The following is a 21654-nucleotide window of genomic DNA, read 5'->3' on the forward strand; positions in this document are numbered from 1 at the left end:
TCCATGACCGAAACGCATTCGCCGAATGCCTGGCCGCAGCCTTACCGGCTGCTCGACGCGCAACCCTACTGGGACGCGCTGGCCGAAGAGCGGCTGACGTACCAGCGCTGCGCGGCATGCAGCGAAACCGTGTGGCCGGCGCACTCGTTCTGCACGCATTGCGGCGCGAAATCGCTCGACTGGACCGAATCGTCGGGCCGCGGCGAAATCTATTCGCACAGCACGATCACGCGCGGACCGACGCCGGTGTGGGCCGGGATCGTTCCATACACGGTCGGCTTCATCCGCATGGACGAAGGCTACTACCTGTTCGCGCAGATCGACGCGCCGCCCGAAACGATCCGGATCGGTCAGCCCGTCGAAGTCCGGTTCGTGCAGCGCGGCGAGCAGAAATTGCCGGTATTCGTGCCGTCGGAAACCTGAGGACTGCTTGCGGAGCGCCGGCACACCGGCGCCCGCACGGCCGCCCGATCACGAAGGAGACATCGTGAATCAGTTCAATCTTCTTGCCGTCGACGGAGGCTGACATGGCCGGACCGCTCGACGGCGTACGCATCCTCGACCTGACGTCGAATTTCATGGGCCCCTATGCGTCGCTGCTGCTCGCGGACATGGGTGCCGACGTGTGCAAGATCGAATCGCGCGACGGCGACACGACGCGCAACATCGGCCCGAGCCGCCATCCCGGCATGGGGCCGATCTTCCTGCACCTGAATCGCAACAAGCGCAGCCTCGTGCTGGACCTCAAGCATCCGGACGGGATCGCCGCGCTGAAACGCATGGCGGAATCGGCCGACGTGCTGCTTTACAGCATGCGGCCGCACACGATGGCGAAGCTCGGCATCGCGTACGAGGACGTGCGCCGGCTCAACCCGCGCATCATCTACTGCGGCGCGTTCGGATTCGGGCAGAACGGCCCGTATGCGGCGCGCCCGGCGTACGACGACCTGATCCAGGCCGCCGTCGGCATGCCGGTGCTGCAAAGCCGGAAGAAGGGCGAGCCGACCTACGTCGCGACGGCGGTCGCCGATCGCGTCGTCGGCATGGCGACCAGCAATGCGGTGGCGATGGCGCTCTACCGGCGCGAGAAGACCGGTGTCGGGCAGCAGGTGTTCGTGCCGATGCTCGAGACCTTCGCGCACTTCGTGCTCGGCGATCACCTGTACGGGCACACGTTCGTGCCGCCGCTCGGCGACTGGGGCTATGCGCGGATGATGAACCCGGACCGGCGCCCGTATCGCACGCGCGACGGCTACATCGGCGTGAACGTCTACGCCGACCATCACTGGCAACGCTTCTTCGTGCTGTCAGGCCATCCGGAGATGGCCGAGGATCCGCGCTTCAACAACATCGGCGGGCGCACCGAGCACATCGCGCACCTGTACGCGTTTCTTGCGCGCGTGTTCGAGACGCGCACCACGGCCGAGTGGATCCAGACGCTGACCGAAGCAGACATCCCCGTGATCGAAATGCATACGCCCGAAACGCTGCTCGACGATCCGCACATGACGGCGGTCGGCTTCTTCGCCGAGCAGGATCATCCGTCCGAAGGCCGGATCAGGACGCTGGGCATTCCGCAGCAATGGAGCGAAAGCGCACCGGAGCTGCGCCATCCGGCGCCGCGCCTCGGTGAGCATTCGGTGACGCTGCTGGCCGAGTACGGTTTCGGTCCCGAGGAAATCGACAGGATGCTGCGTTCCGGCGGCGTATATGCGCCCGACGCGGACAGTTCGCCCCAATCGCAGTAAACACGAAATAAGGAGAAGCGACATGTTGCGTGACCTGCCGCTGTCGGGCGTCGTAGTGGTCGAACTGAGCGATAGCGCGTCGGCGCCGTTCAGCGGAAAAATTCTGGCGTCGCTCGGCGCCGAAGTGTGGAAGATCGAGCGCCCGACGGGCGACTCGGCGCGCGGCTGGGGGCCGAGCGAATGGAAGGGCAGCGGCGCCGCGTTTCATGCGCTGAACCGCGGCAAACGCGCGATCTGCATCGACATCAAGGATCGCGAGCAACTGGCGACGCTGCACAAGCTGATCGCCGAGCATGCGGACGTGTTCATCCACAACCTGCGGCCGGGCTCCAGCGCGGAATACGGCCTCGACGCCGACAACCTGCGCGCGACCAAGCCGGAGCTGGTCTACTGCGAGATCGGCGCGTTCGGCCATCTCGGGCCGATGAACACGCTGCCCGGCTACGATCCGCTGATGCAGGCGTTCTCGGGGATCATGAGCATCACCGGCGAGGAAGGGCAATCGCCGGTGCGCGCCGGTGTGTCGATCGTCGATTTCGGTGCGGGGCTGTGGGCCGTGATCGGCATCCTGTCGGCGCTGTATCGCCGCCAGATCAAGCATTGCGGCGCGACGGTCAACGGCTCGCTGCTGGAGACGGCGATCGGCTGGATGTCGGTGGCCATCGCGAACTACAGCGCGGACGGCGACACCGGCGGCCGGCACGGGTCGGGCGTCGCGTTCATCGTCCCGCATCGCGCGTATTCGACGGCCGACGGCCACCTGATCGTCAGCGCCGCGAACGATGCGCTGTTCGCGAAGCTGTGCGCGGCGCTCGAGCGTCCCGAATGGGCGCTCGACGACCGGTTCGCGACCAACGCGGCGCGCCTGCGCAATCGCGCGGAGATCGATCGCCTGATCGGCGAACGGCTGTCGACGGACAACCGCGCGGCGTGGCAGGCGCGATTGCAGGCGGCCGGCATTCCCGTCGCGCCGATCCAGACCACGGCGGAGGTGGTGGCGCATGCGCAGACGCACGCACTCGGCATCATCGAGAAACCGTCGGACGACGAGATCGGCCTCGTCGGGCTGCCGCTGTCGTTCGACGGCAAGCGCCCGCCGCCGCTGCACGCGGCCCGGGACATCGGTGCCGACAACGCGTTGCTCGACGCGCTCCTCCACGCGGGCCGCTAGGCGCGTCGCGCCAACGGTCTGACGATTGGCGAAGCCGCGTGCCGCCGCGGCCATCGCGGCGGTCGCGGCCGCGCGCCATTCCACGTCAACCGGCTGCGCGCGGCGGGCGGGGCGCACGTTTCCCGTCCGCATCGTGCCGCGCCGCACCACTGTCCGCACGGATCTCGGTGTACGATCGGCTTCGAATGCCGCCATCCTTCACGCCCCGCGCACTCGCTGCAACGCATCGTTTCCCTTGCGACGATCCCGGCACGACTGCGGCGCGCGACCGGCCGCGGCGTCCGACAACGTCATGAAGACGTGCATGAGGGGAGACATGAGTACATTCAATCGCCTGCACCTGATCCGGCAGGTCGATCTGTTTACGCTGAAGCTGTTCCTGTCGGCGGTCGAGGAGCAGCAGATCGGGCTCGCGGCCATCCGCGAGAACGTGGCCGCGTCGACCGCGACCAAGCGCATCCAGGATCTTGAAGACATCGCGGGCATCAAGCTGCTGGAACGCAGCCCGAAAGGCGTCGCGCCGAGCCCCGCCGGCGAGGTGCTGGTCCGCTATATCCGCCGGATCTTCGACAACCTCGACGACATGCGTTCCGAGATCTCGTCGTTTACCGACGGCATGCGGGGAGAGCTGTCGGTCGCATCGGCCCGCTCCATCATCGTGCCGTTTCTGGCCCGCGAGATCGGCGACTTCCAGCGCGAATACCCGCTCGTCGATCTCGCGGTGAGCGAACTCGAGAACGCCGATATCGTGCAGGCCGTCGCGCGCGGTGACGCGGACGTTGGCGTGTTCGCGGCCACGCACGAGCTCGATCTCGGCGGCGTCGACGTGACGCCTTACCGCGAGGACCGCCTCATCGCGGTCGTCCCGCTGGGTCACCCGCTCGCGGCTCGCGCGAGCCTCACGACGCAGGACCTGCTCTCGGAGAACCTGATCGTGGTCGGCGCGATGCTCGGTGCGATCCGGGCGGCGGCGCGCCGCGTCGGCATCGATTTCGAGCCGAAGTACGGCGTGAAGAGCGCGGGCGTGGCCGTCAGCCTCGTGCAGGCGGGGCTCGGCGTGACCGTCCAGCCGGAGTGCCTGGTGAGTCATGAGCTGTTCAGCCGCGTCGCCGTGATGGAACTGGCAGAGCCGTGGGCCGTGCGCCGGATTCATATCGCGACCGCACGCGGCCGTGAACAAGGCCCGATCGCGCGGGCGCTGATCCGGCAACTGCTGGACCGGCCGGCCGGCGAAGCGCCGCCGGAGTGACGGCGCGGCGGCTTTACGGCTTCCGGTATCGCAGTGCGTCGACCAGCAACGAGAACGCGGACGTCGCATGGCGCCGGTTCGCGTAATAGAGATGGTAGCCCTCGAACGTCTTGCGCCATGCGCCCAGCACTTCGACCAGTTGCCCGGATGCGAGCGCCGTGCGGACGTACTGCTCGGGCAGATACGCGAGCCCGACGCTGGCGAGCGCAGCGTCCCGCACGAGGGCGATGCTGCTGTACACCAGCTGGCCGCCATCTTGATGCGGTGCTCGTTGCCGGCCTTCATGAAGAGCCGCGGCAGGAATTCGCCGCGCGTCGGCACGCGCAGGTTGATGCACGCGTGCGAAACGAGATCGGGCGGGCGCTTGGGTGCCGAAGGCCGGTCGAGATACGAAGGCCTTCGGAATGTCGGGGCCGATCCGCACGGCGATGGCCCGCATGTGCTCCGGCAGTCCAAACCGCCGCCAGCACGCGCCCAAACCCTCGGGCTACGACATTTCAACTTTGCCCAGATGCGACATTACAACTTTGCTCTTACAAGAAAATTGTATTTATGAAAATTATGGTTTGGAGTGCGAATTTATCGACCCGGCGAGCGGGAGGAAACTCGAACTGACACTGATCACAGGGTCCTCGCCGCGTCCGCCGTGCACTCGGTTGAAGCGGTCGGTTTCCCAATCGCAGGAATATAATGTGTCGATCGTGGACAGACTTGCACCTATACGTCAAGCCGTCTCGACCACTGGCCAACCTTCTAAATCCGGGTTCCTCCACGTACATGGCTACCTATCTCGAACTTAAAGCTCAAGCAGAAGCCCTGGCGCAGCAAGCGGAAGAAGCACGGATCGCCGAGCTGGACAGCATCATCACGACGATCCGTGACCAGATCACCGAGTATGGCATCACGGCTGAGCAACTTTTCGGACGACGACGCGCGCCTGCGTCGGGCACGCGTGCGCCGGTTGCGCCGAAGTATCGCGCCCCGAAAACGGGGGCGACCTGGAACGGTCGTGGCAAGGCGCCGCACTGGATTGCACACGCGAAGAACCGCAATCGGTTTTTGATCGAGCAGTGAGTGGGGTTGACGGTTGAGCTCGATGCCTTCACCGCTGCATGATGGAAATTATCGCGCGATATGCCGTGAACGAACGGTCTTGGCTGCCAAGGCGATGGGGCACGGCGAGGTATTTCCATACGCTGAGATGATCGTCAAGGATGGATGGGCTACCTTCACCCGTGACGGCGTCGAAGTGTGGAACTGCAGCGCGCGGTATGCCGCAGCTCACTTCGACATTCAGTCCGCTTAGGAACATCCACAGATGAGCGAACTTGTGCAGATTGCGCCTGGCGTTGTGTTCTCGTCCGATGTACTTGGCGCCGATTGGGTGCGGAAGTATCAACCGGGCGCCGAGCGTACTCAGTCCACGACCCAGCAGAACTCAGCCGTAAAGGAAAGCGATCACGCAGGTCGTACAAGCATACCGGGTCAGTTGTCGTTGTTGTAGAGAACCGACGATGACAGGCACCTTGCGATTGTCGGCCTTCGCGTTACCGCCGACGTTCCTCCCGAGCCGGTGCCCGACGCCTGTACGTGTTTCGTCCGCGAGTGCGTATTTCCAAGGACGTACTAAAGCATTTCAAGCGCCTGACCGACGGCAAGGTGGTGTGGGAACGAGGTGACAGATCGTGGCGGGTTCTACGGCCAGGCGAGGTCTATAGAGGTCGTCAAAAGGACCAGGAAAACGCGAAAATGGCCAAGACCCAGAAGCGCCCCACATCAGTAGCCTGTTCCAACTGCGGCCGTTCGCTCTCTCTCACCCAATACACAAGTGACGGACCGACCGACGGATTCGACAAGAACATGGTCCACGAACGGCACGACGGCACACTAGCTGGTACGAGCGTTCAGTGCAGCACTTGCGGCCATTACACCATTTTCGTGCGGCGTCGAGATGTCGGAACAGGCAACAGATAGGAAAACCCGACATCGTGCAACGGCTGGCGATATTTGTCGTGGTCGTCAGCCCGATCGGCTTGGATCCGGGCAGGTTTGCGCAGGGCCGACCACGCAAACCGCGAACTGGTGGGATGGCCGGTGCGAAGGAGCGGATTGAACGCTGGCGACAGTTCTACAACGAACGCCGGCCCGATAGCGCGCATCGCTATCAACCTCCCGCCACGCTCGGTCGAGTCTGGCTATCCGGTGACTCAGGTCAGAGGCGGTGGTCGGTGAAACTCAGCTGTTCGCGGAGATAGCGGACGAACGCCTGCACCTTGGGCGACGGTGCGCGTTCTTTCGGGAACAGTACATTCAGATCCTGCGGTGGGCCTTTCCAGTCCGACAATACGCGGCGTAGCCGGCCCGCCTTGACGTCTGGCTCCATGCTCATGTCCATTGCCAGCATCAGGCCTTGTCCCGCCCGCGCCGCATCGAGGATCAACGCGGGATCGCTCGCGACGATCACCGGATCGAGGGAGTAGTGTTCCGGCTTGCGGCCTGGTTTGCGCAGCGTCCAGATGTAGCAGCCGGTGCCCTTGGCCTGATGCAGAACCAGGGCTGGGTGGTGGTGCAAATCGTCTGGCCCGGACGGCGCGCCGTGGACGTCCAGATACCCGGGGCTGGCATAAATCGATGTCGCGAAGCTGCCGAGGTGCCGCGCGACCAGACTCGAATCCGGGAGGATGCCGAAGCGTAGCGCGATATCCACGTCTTCGGCGAACAGGTCTAGCGGCACATGTGTAGCGACGATCTCGAGCCGAACATCGGGGTAGCGCGAACGGAAGCCGGCGATCAACGGGGCGATCCAGGTGACGCCGAACGAATACGGAAGGGTCACGCGCAGCCACCCACGCGGGCCGTCGCGCAACTGGTGCACCGCGCTTTCTGCCGCATCGAGCCGGTCGACAATCGCGCGGCATTGCTCGAAGTAGGCTGTACCCGCCTCGGTCAACCGTAGCTTGCGTGTGGTTCGGTGCAGCAACTGCGCGCCCAGATGGGTTTCCAGTTCCTGGACGCGCCGGCTAACGGTTGTCTTCGGAATTTGCAGCGCGTTGGCCGCGCCGGTGAAACTCCCCGCCTGTACGACGTGGACGAAGATGAGCGTGTCGTTCAGATCCCTTGCCATGGATGCACTCTTGTAGGGAGCGGTCGTGACGATGGAGTGCAAGGCTAACACGTTCATTGTTCCATTGATGGGGCAATGCTTGCCACGGCGACGGACTAATCGGCTGCGCGCCGATCCCCTATCTTCGGCGGTACCAAACCAACCGGAGCACCCCATGAATCTCACCGAATACACCGCCATTGACGGAGTCGGGCTGGCTAAGCTCGTCGCCGCCCGGGAAGTTACACCGGCGGAACTGGCGGAATTGGCACGCGTCGCGGCCGACATCGTTAATCCAAGTCTCAACGCGATCGTCGAACATTGGCCGTTCGAGGCAAGCGGACGCGTGTCGCTCGACGGAGGTGGACCGTTGGCCGGCGTGCCTTTCCTGATCAAGGACATCGCAATCTCGATGGCGGGCAGGCGCCTCGAACTGGGTAGCCGCCTCGCGCAAGGATGCGTAGCGGCCGGCGATTCGGTTCTGATGGAGCGCTTTCGCGACGCGGGCCTGGTCACGATCGGCCGGACGACGACACCCGAGATGGCGTTCAGCACGACCACCGAGTCGACGCTTCAAGGGGCGACGCGCAACCCGTGGCAACTCGGATTGAGTGCGGGTGGCTCGAGCGGTGGCGCGGCGGCGGCCGTCGCGGCAGGCGTTGTCCCCGTCGCACATGCGACCGATGCGGCGGGATCGATCCGTGTGCCTGCCGCGTACAACGGACTGTTCGGACTCAAGCCGACGCGCGGGCGCGGTTCGAACGGGCCGGCGCTGGACGAAGTGTTCTCCGGGTTCGGCGTCCAACTGGGCGTCAGCCGTAGCGTGCGGGACAGCGCCGCGTTGCTGGATGCTGTGCAAAGCCGAGACGCGGCGGGCGAACCGTATGTCACGTCCGCGCCAGCGCATAGCTTCCTTTCCGAGGTTGGCCGTGACCCGGGGAGGTTGAAGATCGGCTTGATGATCGACCCGTGGAACGGCGATCGCACCGATCCGGCGATCGCGGCCGCCGTCAGCGACACCGCGCGCCACCTCGAAGGGCTAGGTCATCACGTGAGCCTCGAGACGCCGGGTATCGGGGTGTCGTGGGAGGCGCTCGTGCAGGCGAACGCGACGATCTGGACGGCGACGATGATCGGCTGGATCGACAGCATCGCGGCGTCGACCGGTCGACCGGTCGACGCAACGACGCTTGAGCCGGCGACGCTGGCCTGCGTCCGGTACGGCCGACGGGCGCGGGCGACGGATTACGCAGCCGCCCTGGATATCCGGAACACCGTCACGCGCGCGGTTGGTGCATGGTTCGAGCGGTTCGACGTGCTGTTGACGCCAACGTTGCCGCATGGCGCGCCAGTCATCGGCACCTACGCGCAGGGTTCTGAGTCAATGAATGGGCTCGAGTGGACGGATCGGGTGTTCCGACATTCGCCGTTCACGCCGCCGTTCAATGTCGCAGGCGGGCCGGCGATGTCGATGCCGCTGGAGAGCGATCCGAAGACGGGGTTGCCAATCGGGGTGCAGTTCGCGGCGGGTTTCGCGCGTGAGGACAGGTTGCTGCGGCTTGCTGGGCAACTGGAGCAATCGCGGCCGTGGAGCCGCCGGCGGCCGGGGGTGTGGGCAGGGAGCCGAACATGACGGCGACGCCTGGCACAGAATGAGGGGCGGCGGACATCGTCAGGGCGCCGGCAATTTGGCGGCAGCAATGAACACTCGATGGAACCGCACACGATTTCCGCAGATTTGCGTGAGGCGACAATGCAGGTGCAATCCTGCTCGCACGCCGACTTCCCGGTGCGTGCCGAAGCACGCGCGAAACCGGGGCGCCGATCCCGTGGAGCGGCGTTGTCGCCGGAAACGGAGCGGGCCGGGGCGGCCCGATGTGAGTGCGACGCCGGCGTTGGGCTACCTGAAGCGAATGACGTAATCGACGTAGACGTTGATCGGCCGCGACTCTGGGTCGCCGCCGGCAATCGCGTGAGTATGCGTGCCCGAACCCGAGGTAGGGCTGCCGTTGGGGTTGTTTTCGGCCAGGTCTACGCCCATCACGACATCGATGACGTGCGTGTCGGTCGGGACATTGGGCATCGAGTGCGAGTGGCCGCCGTCGGTCGTTGAAATGACCGGATTCGCCGGATGCCCCGTCGTCGATACGCTTTGCACGGTCCCGACCGGAATCCGGCCTGCGCCGGCGATGAAGTAGCCGCGCAGGTCGGGCACGGCGAACTTGAGCGGCGCGCTGCCGAATACCGTGCCGATTGCGCCGTACAACGCCTGAAACGCGCTGATGCGCACGAGACTGCCGTCGCAGGGCAGCCATCCCGAAGCCATCAGCGCGGCCTTGATGCCCGGATCGGTGGTATCGCCGCCATAGCTCATCACCGTGCCGATCGGTGGAGCCGACTGGGTCAGTACGTCCGAAGCGACGAGGAAGTCGACGTAGATATTCTCCGGCCGTGTCTCGCGGTCGCCGCCGGTAATCGCATGGTTGTGCTCGCCGGCCTGGGACGAGGTGGTCGTGTCGTTTGTCCAGACCATGCAGTTGTAGGCAGCCGGTCCTGACGCGCCCCACGCCGCGTGGTGGTCGGTCAGCGGGATTCTGGCGATGTTGTGCGAATGGTCGCCGACGCTCGAGACGGCGAGCGCACCCGGCGTGGCAGTCGCATGCAGTTGGGCGGAGCCCACCGCATCTCCGGTGTTGCCACCGGTGTGAAGCGCGTGACGGTTGCCCGCGTTTGGGTCCCGATTCGTCGCGTGGTTGGTGCCGCGCAGAAAATAGCCGCGCAGGTCGGGCGTATTGACCACGCTTTGACCGTCGCCGCCGAAATTGTAGAAAACGGTATTGAAGAGGTTGGGGAAGCGGCTCGTGCCGTATGCCGTGCCGTCGCACTTGAGCCATTTGACCGGGACGGCGGCAAGCGGCCCGCCGAAGGCCGCGATGGCGCCTGCTGGCACCGAGCCGGTGGGCACCTTCGGCTCATCGGCCTTGATGATGAAGTAGAGCGCCACGCTGATCGGCGTGGTGCTGTCGTCGAAACCCGTCACCCCATGGAAATGGGCGCCTGCGTCATCCGTCTGGGCCGGCGCATTCCAACGCGCCATCGTATACGTTGAGCCGCTCCAGGCCATATGCATGTCCGCATTCAAATGCTGGCAGCTGTGCGCATGCAGACCATTTGCCTGCAACAACCAGGGCGCGTTGGGCAGCGCGGTTGCGGACTTTTGCAGCGATCCCGTGTTGCTGCCGATGGCGCCGCCAGCGGCGGCGGCAACGCGGGTTGCGGTGTCGGGATCGGTACCGTTCGTGGCGTTGGCCGTACCGCGAGGAAAGCGACTGCGCAAGTCCGGCAGCCGGAAATTGATCGCGTCGCCACCGTTCGCCGTACCGATGGCGTCGAACAGGTCGGGATACTCGCTCGAGCTGCGTGCGCTGCCGTCGCACAGCAGCCAGCCGGCGTCGTTCACGACTTTCAGGATGGCCGGGATGGAAAGGTCGCCTGCAAACGTCGTCACGGTGCCGATCGGCAAATCGCTCAGGGTGAGCGCTTCCACGAAATAGCGGTAGTTCGTCGGCGATGCCGTCGCGAGATCCGGTGCGTGATCAGCCAGATAGCGCGCGCCGGTCTTGTCGGCAGCCATGACCGTCTCGGCCTGCGTGCAGGCTTGCGCGACCAGTTGTACGATCGATAGCGCGGCCTTGATGGTGGCGAGATCGAGACTCGTTTGCAGAAACAACGGCTGGCACGGCACGAACACTGTCCGGCCGGGCGCCGACTCGCTGCCGGTACAGAGCAGCAACTCCGGCGTCGGCTGCGCGCTCGTCATCGGCGCAAAGTCGTACAGGAAGGTGTCCGACGCCAGGCGGGCCGACATGGTGTTCAAGGTCTGGCCGACCGTGGTCCTGGAGCCGGTGCCGAACCATCCCGGAAAGTCGGCGGAGGTCGCAGCCGCGGACGCGGCCTCTGCGACGAGTTTTTGGGCTTTGTCGTGCGCCTGGCGTATGAGATCCTGTTGCTGCGCACTTCCGCCATTGAATGAAATGCTCATGTCTCGTTGCCGCCTTAGTTGATGTCGGAAAACTCGTAAATGCAGGCTGCGTAGGCCCAGTACCACGGCGGCTCGATACGGCTGAGCACACTGATGGGCAGCGGCACGGCACATACGCCTTGCTTCGGACCGGCAACATTGGTCCGCATCCGCGCAGCCCAGTTCTGCGGGGTGTCCATGCCCCAGTGAGCGAACACGGCTTGCCGGATCGGCAGGACGGCGGCGGTCGACGAGATGCCGATGCTGCATTCACCGTCGTAAGTCAGGCTGCGCGAATTGAAGTTGGCGCTGCCGACGATCGCGTAGCTGTCGTCGAACAGCGCGAGTTTGGAGTGGATGTAGATGCTCCTGAAATTCGGCGACAGGTCGGGGCATTGAAACTTCGGTTCGTTCGGATCGATCGTGGTGAAGTAACGCACGCCGGAAGTAAAAACGAAACTCGACTGGCCGGTCTGAACGACGTCGAGCAGACTCGTTCCCAGCATGATCGAAGTGCTCTGCCCGCCGATCACGTAATTGAACGTCGCGTATTCGATCCCTTTACCCGGCAAGAACGTAACCACGGCGCTGCTGCATTGATTCTTCTCGACGGTCACGTTGTCCTTGAACGTCGCCCGGGTCCACTGGCCCGTATTGATCAGCATGGTCGCGAAGGCGATCCGGATGAGGTAGTCCTGGCCTTTCTGATCTTCGGTATCGTTGCCGTTCGTCGGGTAAGGCAGATTGATGATGCACGTGAGGCCCGGCGCGGCATTGACCTTGTTCACCAGCGCATTGACAACGTCGAGATCATGGAAGGTGAAATTTTCGAAGTACACGTAGGCGGAAGCCGTACCGATCTTCTCGATCATCTTCTTCTTGATCTGGGTAAACTTTTCCTCATACTCGGATGACGTGACAAGCACGTCGACCGGTACTGGGGCGTTGCCGTTGAGCGGATTTTCGTAGGGAATGAGCGACGGCGATGTGTTGCATTTTCCCGGCCCGTCGAGGCAGGTATCATGCTTGACGTGATAGCAGGCGAATTTCACGTACGTCGCTTCATTGGCAGGGCCGGTGTCGAAATTGGCCTTGATCCATCGCCGATCGAACTCCTTCTCGACTTCGTCGACGATCGGCCCTTGCAGCAGGACGGCCGTGTCGTGCCAGCTGTGAAAGTTGCCGTGGTCGTACATCGGATGGTCTTCGTCGTCCCAGTAGCTGGGCGTGATGTTGAATCCGCCGACCAGCGCGGTTTTTACGCCATTCACACTGAACACCGCCAGTTTCGAGTGCTGTGAGTAGATCGGCGTGTAGCTCGCCTGAGACCCGTAGGTTTCCAGGCGTGCCTGGACGTTCTCGTACTTCTTCAACGCGTCGCGCGCCCGGTAGTTGTCTCGCCCGTCGACACCCGTGACCCATACGCGCGGATAGAACTTCAGGATGTCGCTGTTCTCGATCATGTGATAGATCGCCGAGGTATCGAACATCAGGACATAGGCTTTCCTGCCCGCATCCGAAACCGCCTTGAACATGTTCTCGAAGGTCGGGCAGACGGGCGGCTGTTTGCCTGCGATGTCGTAGGAGCCGGTTTGTACGGCTATCAACAGATTGCGCAACAGCGGAAAGTAGTTCTCGCCGTCCAGCACCAGCGAACACGAGCCCGTGTTCTTGCCGCCTGCCGAATTGCTCCCTACGCCCATCTGGTACGAGGCGTCGTAGGCTGCATTCGAGATTTGTCCGCTCAGTCCGGCGTTGACCAGCACACTGCCGACGCCCGCGGCCACGGCGGACGCATACAGCAGCGTGGAGCCGATGGCAGCCCCGGTGATGACCGGCCACGCCACCACCACGACAGCGACGGTCGCGATGCCCACGCCCGCCCAGAGGACGATGTCTGCCCAACGCACGGTAAAGGCGACCAGGGCTTCCGGCTTGCGGGCCGCGAGGAATCGCACGTGAGCTGCGGGCGGCTGCGAATACACCGTGCGCAACGCGCTGGTGATGGTCTGCGGAATCTGACTCGACGGAATGGTCTGCGCGTTGAACAGAACGGGAACGTTGGTGGGGCTCGTCAGTTCGAATACCCACTTTCCTGCCTGCGGATTCTGGATCAGGAAGACCTGAACCGACGAACCGGCGAACATGATCAACTGCGTATCGCTGGCGTCGCCGGGGCGAAGGGGGGTGCCATCCGGGCGGTAGACGTTGAGCACGGTCTCCGCCGGGAAATCGCCGCTGTTGAGTGCCTTGTCGAACACGCCTCCGTACAGGTACGGGGTGCCTGCCGCAATGTTGAGCGACTGCCGTCTGTTCGCGGGATGGTGAACCGGCGTGAAGGTGACCGCTCCGGAGGCGGAGCCGGTGTTGCGGGTAGGGCTGGCGTCGGCGAAATCGTTGTCCATCTTCCAGAATCCGACAAGACCGGGCTCGGCGCCACTCAGCCCGTTAAAACGGGTCATCTGGATTTCGGTCGTCGTGATGGCACGGTTCCATATCGTCACGTCTTCGATCACCCCGAGAAACTGGCCGTTCGGCGTGACCGGTCGATCGGTATTTCCAATCAGCATGCGCGTGCTGCTCGATACGTTGAGCGGTGTCGGCAAGGTGGATCGGACCGTGGTCGAAAGCTGCTCGGCATCGAGATAAACCAGCAATGTGCCCGCCTGCCGCACGACGGCAATACTGCGCCAATGCCCGTTCAGCGCGGTAGTCGGTGCCGTGGCCACGGCGTAATATCCGCTGCCACTGTCGGTAGAGACCGTGAGCGCGCCGTCGCCGCCGACGGCAACGACCCACCCCGCGTCGCCGGGGCCGGACTCCGTGGCGGACTTGCGCGAGATAATCGTGCCGCCGCGGGTCGTCTGGAACAGGGCCGTGATCGAGAAGTCGCCGGCTCCAAAGTTGTACGCATTGTTTGACGGGACGACGATCATGCCGCCCGCACCGATCCGCGCGCCCCAGTCGTTGTCGACGTCCTCGTGCATGTCGATCGAGCAGTACGAATAGGCGTTCACGCCCTCGACCCAGACACAGTGATAGACCGGACGGAAGGCCACGCTTCCCACCGGGGTCGCGAAGTTCATCGTCGTGGACGAGTCCGCGAAGTTCCGGTTCATCTCCCACAACCCGACCAGCCCGCTGCTGCCTGGCTGAACGTTGTTGAAGATCGTGTTCACGATTTCGTCGGCCGCGAGGGCGCGATTCCAGAGCGTGACGTCCTCGATCACGCCCTCGAACTGCGCGTTCGGCTCGAGTTCGGGATCGATCCGGCCCATCAGCAGGTCCATGCCGTTGGATACGCTCAGCGGCGTCGGCAGCGTCGACCGGACACTGGCAGCAACGGGGTTACCGTCGAAGTAGATGGTCAAGAGCCCGTTCTGCCTCACGACCGCGGCGCTGTGCCACGTATTGTCCAGCGCCGCGGTCGCGATCGACGTAACGGTGTAGTACCCCGTGCCGTCATCGGTGACCATCCTGATCGCACCCGAGCTCTCCAGCATCAGGTACCAGCCGGCGAACGCCGGCGTCCCGGTCCCAGGTGACTTTCGCGCGAGAAGCGGGCCTGCCTTCGCGGTCTGGAACAGGAGCGTGACGGTGAAGTCCCCGACGCCGAAGTCGTACGCGTGATTGCTGGGTACGCGTACGTACGATGCGGCCGGGATGTACAGTCCGTAGTCGGTTTCCATGTGCGGTCACTGGAAGCGGATGATGTAGTCAACGTTCACGTTGATCGGCCGCGATTCGCTGTCGCCGCCGGACAGCGTATGCGTATGCGCGCCATTGGTGGACGTGGGGCTCTTGTTGGAATTGTTTTCGGCCAGATCCACCCCAGCCACGACATCGATGACATGCGTGTCGGTCGGAATGTTGTACATCGTGTGCTGATGATCGCCGTTCGTCGTCGTGATGACGGGTACGACCGGCGTGCCGGTAGTCGATGTGGTTACGGTGGTGCCGAGCGCCACGGTGCCGGCACCCAGAACGAAGTAGCCGCGCAGGTCGGGCACGTTGAATTTGAGCGGTGCGCTGCCGAACGCCGTGCCGATCACGTCGTACAACGCCTGAAAGGCGGTAATGCGAAGCGCACTGCCGTCGCACGGCAACCAGCCGGTGGCCAGCAGCTCAGCGTTGACGCCTGGATCGGTGATATCGCCGCCAAAGCTCATGATCGATCCGATCGGCGGGGCGGCCTGAGTCAGGTTGTCATTGGCGACCAGGAAGTCGGCGTAGAGGTTCTCGGGCCGCGTTTCCTTGTCGCCCCCCGTGACCGTGTGATTGTGGTCGCCGTCCTGGGACGATGTCGTGGCGTCGCCCGTCCATACCATGCAGTTATAAGCCGCGGGGCCGGATGCTCCCCAGGCTGCGTGATGGTCGTTCTGCGGCACCAGCGCGATGTTGTGTGAATGATCGCCTGCGCTGGAAACGTTGAGCGCGCCAGGCGTCCTCGTCGCATAGCCTTCCGCCGAACCGATGGCGTCGCCCGTGTTGCCGCCCGTATTGAGTGCATGCCTGCTGCCGGCATCCGGATCTCGCTGGGTTCGGTGGCTCGTTCCGCGTACGAAGTAGCCGCGCAGATCCGGGACGTTCAGGACGGTTTGCCCGTCGCCGCCGTAGTTATAAAAGAGCGTATTGAACAGATTGGGGTAAAGCGAGACACCGTACGCCGCGCCGTCGCACTTGAGCCATTTCGCAGGCGGCGTGGATAACGGGCCGGCATACGCGCAAATGGCGCCAGCAGGCAAGGTGCCGGTAGGCGTGGCAGGCTCGCTGGCCTTGATGATGAAGTAAAGCGCGACGCTGATCGGGGCAGTGGCGGTGTCGAAACCGGCGAGGGTATGGTAGTGGGCGCCAGCGGTATCCACGGTGGCCGGTGCGTTCCAGCGCGCCATGGTGTAGGTCGATCCGCTCCAGGCCATGTGCATGTCGGAATTCAGGTGCACGCACGTATGCGTGTGCAGTCCCGCGTGTTGCAGCGCCCACAACGCGTTCGCCGGCAGGGCGGTGGCGTATTTTTGAAGCGAACCTGTGTTGTTGCCGGACGCACCGCCGGATGTCGCGGCAATCCGCGCGCCCGCATCCGGATCGACGCCGACGGCGCTGCCGAGCGTACCGCGAATGAAGCGATTTCGCAGATCGGGGAGATTGAAGTTGTTTCCGCTGCCACCATTGGCCGTGCCAATCAACGAGAACAAGGCGGGAAATTTGGTTTTGTCGAATGACGACCCGTCACACAGGTACCAGCCTTGCTGGTTCAGCGCGGTGACGTTGGCGCTTTTGGAAAGATCGCCCCCGTAAGAGACGATGCTTCCGATGGCGAAATTGCTGAGCGTGGCGGTTTGCGAATTCAACTTGAATCTCCTGTATTGGAATCAGGCAGGCCTGCGCGCACTCACGACCGATTGCCGAGAATGGCAGACATGAATTCACACAGGCGACCATGCGTGCCTGCATCAGCCTGAACTGGAAAATTTCTCTACGTATCGTTCGCACCAATTCGGCGCGCAACTATGCAGCCGGTCTTTAATGATGACCGGATCGATTTTCTGGAATGGGAGCGATGGCGCTTTTAATACGCGCCTCCGGATAACAAGATATCTTCCGCAAATTCATCGTAAATTCTCGACAAAAATGCGAAAAATATGAAGTGCCGGGAGGATGCGTCAGATAGCGTCGTCGTTCTATCCGGTCATCGCTGCCATTCGGCGTGCGCTGAAGCGACGACGGCTGTCGCGGCGGCTAAATGCTTGCGCAGCCGCGAAGAGAAAGGTGGAACCGGTGTAGGTACTGTCCGTGCGCGCATCCTTGCCCCCCGTATTTCTATTGATTCGTGAGATTGCGGCAGATACTTTGCCAATGCCTCTTGGTCATTGCTATCGGCTCTTTGTCCGATATGCCGGAGACATTGGTGAGAGGATGATAGGTTATCCGAGACACAAGGGGAAGTGAAAAATTGACTTTGTGACGACCGGTTCCATGGTATTTCGAGCGGGGAAATTTTTATAGGAGCGTATGGAAAATAAATAATTCTGTAATCTTGATATCCGAACCCGGGCATACCGGCCGATCCCTGATGTCGCCGCCTGGGGCCGCCGGTTATGGGCCCGGATCCTGGCTTTCGGTTGGCGAGGCAGACATCCTCCTTGTGAGCGTGCCATGCCTCGAACACGAAACGACCGGCCGGCCATGCGTCGTTGCAGCGACATCTTTCTCGCGTAGATCTATTGCACTTCGCCGGGTGGCGAGGTCCCGTTGTCTCAAGGAATACCGACCATGGTGAGAAAACGGGATGGAGGACAAGCAGAGCGAAGATGTGTTAGTCGACGGCGAGTATGTCGCAACGTGCCGGGAGCGCAAACTTAACGCAGTGTCCGGGATTGATCGACCACTACAGAGAGGACCGTGGCCAAGGTGACGCGGCAAGCGCGAAGCGCTATCGAAACCAGCCGTAAAGGAGCGGGTATGGCACAACAGGGGGCAGTGTGGATGCTGTCGGGAGGGGATCTTCGGAACGATCTTCCATTTTTCGGCACAATCGGCTTTATCTTCGGCCTGATTCAATGGTTCGGTTACCGCTACTTCAACAAATCCAACGTTGGCACTGATCTCTTGGTGGAGCACATCGCCTTCAATTCGCTGCTGATGACCGTGATGTTCCTTTGGTTCGCCAAGTGGGCTGTCGAGCGGCTTTGCATCACGCAGGATCGACCGCTTCTCCGTGCGCTGATAGCGCACGTCAGTACTCGCGCCGTAGCCCTTGCCTCGGTCGCGGCTGCGACCGTCATCGGTTTCGGGGCGGCCGCCGCTGTATCCCACAATATTGGCCCGGCCCTGTGGACATGGTATTTCTCACTGTACCTCGTTGCGATGGCCGAGATCGCCGCGAATCCGTTCTTTGGGCCGAATCACTCCAGGCTGTATCGCTGCGCGATGGTCATCGTCATTGTCTCGCCCGTCGCCGCTTCATTCATGCGTTGAGACGAGCCGTCTCCGAAGTGTTGGGCGACATCTGTCACGTGTGGCGCACCGACGCCGCGCTAGACGGTGGTGAGCAAACCTATTGTGACAAGCTGTGGCGAAGCCAACCAATCGCGCAAGGCGCGCGATGAACGAAAACCGCTATGTCCCAAAAGCAGAAAGAGATCGAGCAGGTGCTGAAAGGTGTTCGGGATGGGACACAGACCGGGACCTAAAATCGCCACGCACTGCGGACGTGCAACGAATCGGTAGGCGGGCAGTCTGATCTGGTTCTTCTTTCACTTGCCGCACGGATGGGCAGCCCGCCCCGAAAGCAGGCGGCCTAATCGTGAGGAGCGAAGCGGGATCGCGCCTCGGCACGGCGACAGGCCGCGCAAAGAAGTCGGCAACTGCTTCGCTCAATGCAGGTCAGGCGGTACGTAGTGAACCCCGAATTGCTCCGCCAGTTGCGTGAGCCGCCGATCGCGCGTCCAGAGCCGGGTGCTCGGGGTCAACAGCACCGATGCCAGCAGCGTGCAATCCACGGCACCGCATCCGCGCCCATACAGCCGTTCCCGCTCGATCCAGTCCGCTACTTCGCCTGACGTCGCGAGGCGCGTTTGGCGTAGTAACGCGAGATCTCCCAGCGTTCGCGCCCGCGGTTCGGGCGGCGTCCCGCACGTGAGCTCAAGTATCACCAGTGGATGTGTAAGGACGTTATCGATGCGCAGAAGTTGGATAAGCGCCGGTAGTGGCCGCCGGAAATGCTCGACCCACACGGACGTGTCGACCAACACACTCATCGGGAGGTTACCTCAGGAGCGCGGCGCGGGACATCTGCCATGTCGGGCGCGCGACCGCCCAGAGCGGCCAGGCGTTGGCCGGCCTGGACACGCACGAAGGTTTCAAGTGCCGCCCGGAACAGGTCAGCCGGCGGCATGCCCGGTTCGGCGAGTTCGAGTGCGCGCGCATAGAGAGTGTCGTCGACGGTGACGGTGGTACGCATGATGGCTCCTTTGATGCGTTTTTGCATCAATTCTAGCATCAATTCAACAGCGGCTCAGTCGCTGATAAACGGATCACCTGCCGGCCTGAACTGGGGCCGTGACACTTTCGTGGGCGAAGAGGGCCGCGAACTGACCGAATGTTGCGCTGCACAACGACGCACGCTATAATTTCCTGTTCCCCTTTCTGCGCGCACCAGAATCCGCGAGAGGCATTCCTGCCTCGACTGTCCGTGCGCCATCCCACGATCTCGTTCGCACCCAACAGGCTTGACCAGCCTGTCACGCCCGCGGCGATCGTCGGCCAACTTGTCGAGGAGAATGTATTGGCAAACCCAGTTCGCGACGGCTCAGCATCTCGCGTGATCGCGGTCACGTCAAAGACCAGCCGCCGCACCCCAAAGGAAAAGACGTCGGGCGTCGCAACACCGCTGGACGTGGTATCGATGGCGCGCCAGGACGAGGAGCGTCAACGGCAGATGCGCGCGCTGATCGCCCTGGGCCGTGAGCGCGGCTATCTGACCCACGCGGACATCAACGATCACCTGCCCGACAACTTTACGCAAACGGCTGCGATGGAAACGATCGTCAGCACGTTCAGCGATATGGGGGTGGCCGTCTACGAGCAGGCGCCGGACGCGGAGACGCTCTTGCTGAGCGACGCCGCGCCTGCAGCGGCATCCGATGATCAGGCAGACGAGGAAGCGGAAGCCGCACTGTCGACTGTCGATTCCGAATTCGGCCGCACGACCGATCCGGTCCGGATGTACATGCGTGAAATGGGTGCCACCGAATTGCTAACCCGCGCGGGCGAAATCGAGATCGCAAAGCGTATCGAAGGCGGCCTGCAGGACATGATTCAGGCAATCGCCGCGTGCCCGTCGGTTGTGTCGACGGTTCTTGCCGATGCGGACCGAATCGCTGCTGGCGGACTGCGTATCGACGAACTGGTCGATGGCATCAGCGACGCCGCGGAAGAAGGTGAGGTGGCCCTGGAGTCCGATGACGCCGACGTGGAAGAGCACGCCTCCGACGATGACACGGACGGCGACGACGTTGATGCGGACGCTGGGGATTCCGAGAAAGCGAACGCGGCCCGCCTCGAAAATCTCACGAACGACAGCCTTGCGATTTTTGCGCGCGTGCGTGCCCTGTTCGAGCAGTCGCTGGATGCGTCCGCTACCGGTAAAGCGCATTCCGCAGCCGTTGCTCAAGTGCGCGCGGAGATTCAGCGCGAACTCGTGCCGATCCGCTTCACCGCAAAAACGATCGACCGCCTGTGTGTCAGCGTGCATGAACAGGTGGCCGAGGTTCGTGCAATCGAGCGCAGCATCCTGGCGATCGCTGTCGACCGCTGTGGCATGTCACGCGAGGCGTTCGTCGAGTCGTTTCCGGGCCACGAGACCGACCTTGAATGGACTAGGCGCACGGCGGCGACTTCGCGACAGTGTGGCGCGGCACTCGAGCGGCATCTGCCGGCCATCCAGGCAGAGCAGCAGAAGCTCATCGACATCGAGGCCAAGGTCTCTCTGCCACTCCAGCAGCTCAAGCAGATCAACCGCCAGATGAGTACCGCAGAGCTGAAAATGCGGCAGGCCAAGCGGGAGATGATCGAAGCGAACCTGCGTCTTGTCATCTCGATTGCCAAGAAATATGTGAACCGCGGCATGCAGTTCCTGGATCTGATCCAGGAAGGCAACATCGGCCTGATGAAGGCGGTGGACAAATTCGAATACCGGCGCGGCTGGAAGTTCTCGACTTACGCGACCTGGTGGGTCCGGCAGGCAGTCACGCGTGCGCTTGCCGATCAGGCGCGCACCATTCGCGTGCCGGTCCACATGATCGAGACGATCAACAAGCTGAACCGGATTTCGCGTGAATACCTGCAACAGACCGGGCAGGAAGCGCCTCCCGCCGTCCTCGCTGAGCGTATGGAGATGCCCGAGGAGAAAGTGCGCAGCATCCTCAAGATCGCCAAGCAACCTGTGTCGCTCGAAACTCCGGTGGGCGACGATGCCGACGCGACGCTAGGCGACATGATCGAGGATGCGTCCGCGAGCTCACCGGTCGAGGCCGCGACTCATGCGAACATGCGCGCAGCGATCGATGAGGCACTTGACGGGCTGTCGCCGCGCGAGGCCAAGGTCTTGCGGATGCGATTCGGGCTCGACACGACTTCTGATCACACGCTTGAAGAGGTCGGCAGGCAGTTCGACGTGACCCGTGAGCGGATCCGTCAGATCGAGAGCAAGGCGATGCGCAAGCTGATGCATCCCAGCCGAGCGGACAAGTTGAGGCCCTTTCTCGAGCGTTGAGCAAGGACCGAAGTGCGCCACATTCCTCTTTCGACACCCCGCTTCAGACCCGCAGCGATCACGCATCGGCGTGATCGCTGCCTTGA

General features: G+C 63.0%; 16 protein-coding genes. 9 read left to right on the plus strand and 7 right to left on the minus strand.

Translation table 11 applies throughout. The features are described from left to right. Positions 1–3 precede the first annotated feature (3 nt). From OHZ10_RS34160 to OHZ10_RS34175, 4 genes are all read left to right on the plus strand, one after another. Positions 4–423, plus strand: a complete 420-nt coding sequence (locus tag OHZ10_RS34160; protein WP_059241751.1) for a Zn-ribbon domain-containing OB-fold protein — start codon at positions 4–6, stop codon at positions 421–423. Positions 424–527: 104 nt separating this feature from the next. Further along, positions 528–1748: a CoA transferase gene (locus OHZ10_RS34165; RefSeq protein ID WP_342706393.1), complete on the plus strand. Its 1221-nt coding sequence runs from the start codon at positions 528–530 to the stop codon at positions 1746–1748. A 22-nt stretch (positions 1749–1770) separates the two neighbouring features. Then, positions 1771–2919, plus strand: coding sequence for a CoA transferase (locus OHZ10_RS34170; RefSeq protein WP_342706394.1), 1149 nt, complete (start codon positions 1771–1773; stop codon positions 2917–2919). Positions 2920–3235: 316 nt separating this feature from the next. Then, a complete protein-coding gene (locus tag OHZ10_RS34175; RefSeq protein WP_256087412.1) occupies positions 3236–4168 on the plus strand; it encodes a LysR family transcriptional regulator in 933 nt (310 codons plus the stop codon). A gap of 13 nt (positions 4169–4181) precedes the next feature. Here OHZ10_RS34175 and OHZ10_RS38660 read toward each other — a convergent pair whose 3' ends face one another. After that, complete coding sequence (locus OHZ10_RS38660) at positions 4182–4409, minus strand: LysR substrate-binding domain-containing protein (RefSeq protein ID WP_059241758.1); 228 nt, start codon at positions 4407–4409, stop codon at positions 4182–4184. Between the two features lie 536 nt (positions 4410–4945). Between OHZ10_RS38660 and OHZ10_RS34185 the strand changes: the two genes are divergently transcribed. Further along, positions 4946–5242, plus strand: coding sequence for an H-NS histone family protein (locus tag OHZ10_RS34185; RefSeq protein WP_342706395.1), 297 nt, complete (start codon positions 4946–4948; stop codon positions 5240–5242). Between the two features lie 531 nt (positions 5243–5773). Beyond that, on the plus strand, positions 5774–6142 hold the full coding sequence (locus tag OHZ10_RS38665; RefSeq protein ID WP_420874416.1) for a DUF6953 family protein: 369 nt from the start codon (positions 5774–5776) through the stop codon (positions 6140–6142). 238 nt (positions 6143–6380) lie between these two features. Here the strand turns inward: OHZ10_RS38665 and OHZ10_RS34190 are convergent, their stop codons facing one another. Next, entirely contained in the window at positions 6381–7292 is a 912-nt protein-coding gene (locus OHZ10_RS34190; RefSeq protein ID WP_342706396.1) for a LysR family transcriptional regulator, read from the minus strand. 154 nt (positions 7293–7446) lie between these two features. Between OHZ10_RS34190 and OHZ10_RS34195 the strand changes: the two genes are divergently transcribed. After that, complete coding sequence (locus OHZ10_RS34195; RefSeq protein ID WP_256087414.1) at positions 7447–8904, plus strand: amidase; 1458 nt, start codon at positions 7447–7449, stop codon at positions 8902–8904. 267 nt (positions 8905–9171) lie between these two features. Here OHZ10_RS34195 and OHZ10_RS34200 read toward each other — a convergent pair whose 3' ends face one another. From OHZ10_RS34200 to OHZ10_RS34210, 3 genes are read right to left on the minus strand one after another with little or no spacing between them, the layout of a single operon-like run. After that, positions 9172–11313 carry a phage tail protein gene (locus OHZ10_RS34200; RefSeq protein ID WP_342706397.1) on the minus strand — a complete coding sequence of 714 codons (2142 nt, stop codon included), beginning with the start codon at positions 11311–11313 and terminating at the stop codon, positions 9172–9174. A gap of 14 nt (positions 11314–11327) precedes the next feature. Then, positions 11328–14981: a LamG-like jellyroll fold domain-containing protein gene (locus tag OHZ10_RS34205; RefSeq protein ID WP_342706398.1), complete on the minus strand. Its 3654-nt coding sequence runs from the start codon at positions 14979–14981 to the stop codon at positions 11328–11330. 6 nt (positions 14982–14987) lie between these two features. Then, positions 14988–16643, minus strand: coding sequence for a tail fiber protein (locus OHZ10_RS34210; protein WP_059241768.1), 1656 nt, complete (start codon positions 16641–16643; stop codon positions 14988–14990). A 1051-nt stretch (positions 16644–17694) separates the two neighbouring features. Between OHZ10_RS34210 and OHZ10_RS34215 the strand changes: the two genes are divergently transcribed. Continuing rightward, positions 17695–18270, plus strand: coding sequence for a hypothetical protein (locus tag OHZ10_RS34215; protein ID WP_342706399.1), 576 nt, complete (start codon positions 17695–17697; stop codon positions 18268–18270). A 398-nt stretch (positions 18271–18668) separates the two neighbouring features. On the opposite strand, the gene OHZ10_RS34220 is transcribed toward OHZ10_RS34215, so the two are convergent. Next, a complete protein-coding gene (locus OHZ10_RS34220; RefSeq protein ID WP_256087419.1) occupies positions 18669–19052 on the minus strand; it encodes a type II toxin-antitoxin system VapC family toxin in 384 nt (127 codons plus the stop codon). After that, entirely contained in the window at positions 19049–19255 is a 207-nt protein-coding gene (locus tag OHZ10_RS34225; protein ID WP_174993891.1) for a type II toxin-antitoxin system VapB family antitoxin, read from the minus strand. Before OHZ10_RS34225 ends, OHZ10_RS34220 begins: the two co-directional genes overlap by 4 nt. A gap of 477 nt (positions 19256–19732) precedes the next feature. On the opposite strand from OHZ10_RS34225, the gene rpoD reads away from it, so the two are divergent. Beyond that, entirely contained in the window at positions 19733–21568 is a 1836-nt protein-coding gene (gene rpoD / locus OHZ10_RS34230) for an RNA polymerase sigma factor RpoD (RefSeq protein WP_425394811.1), read from the plus strand. Positions 21569–21654: the final 86 nt, after the last annotated feature.

The sequence above is a fragment of the Burkholderia arboris genome, assembly GCF_038723655.1.
In the GTDB taxonomy this organism is placed as follows: domain Bacteria; phylum Pseudomonadota; class Gammaproteobacteria; order Burkholderiales; family Burkholderiaceae; genus Burkholderia; species Burkholderia arboris.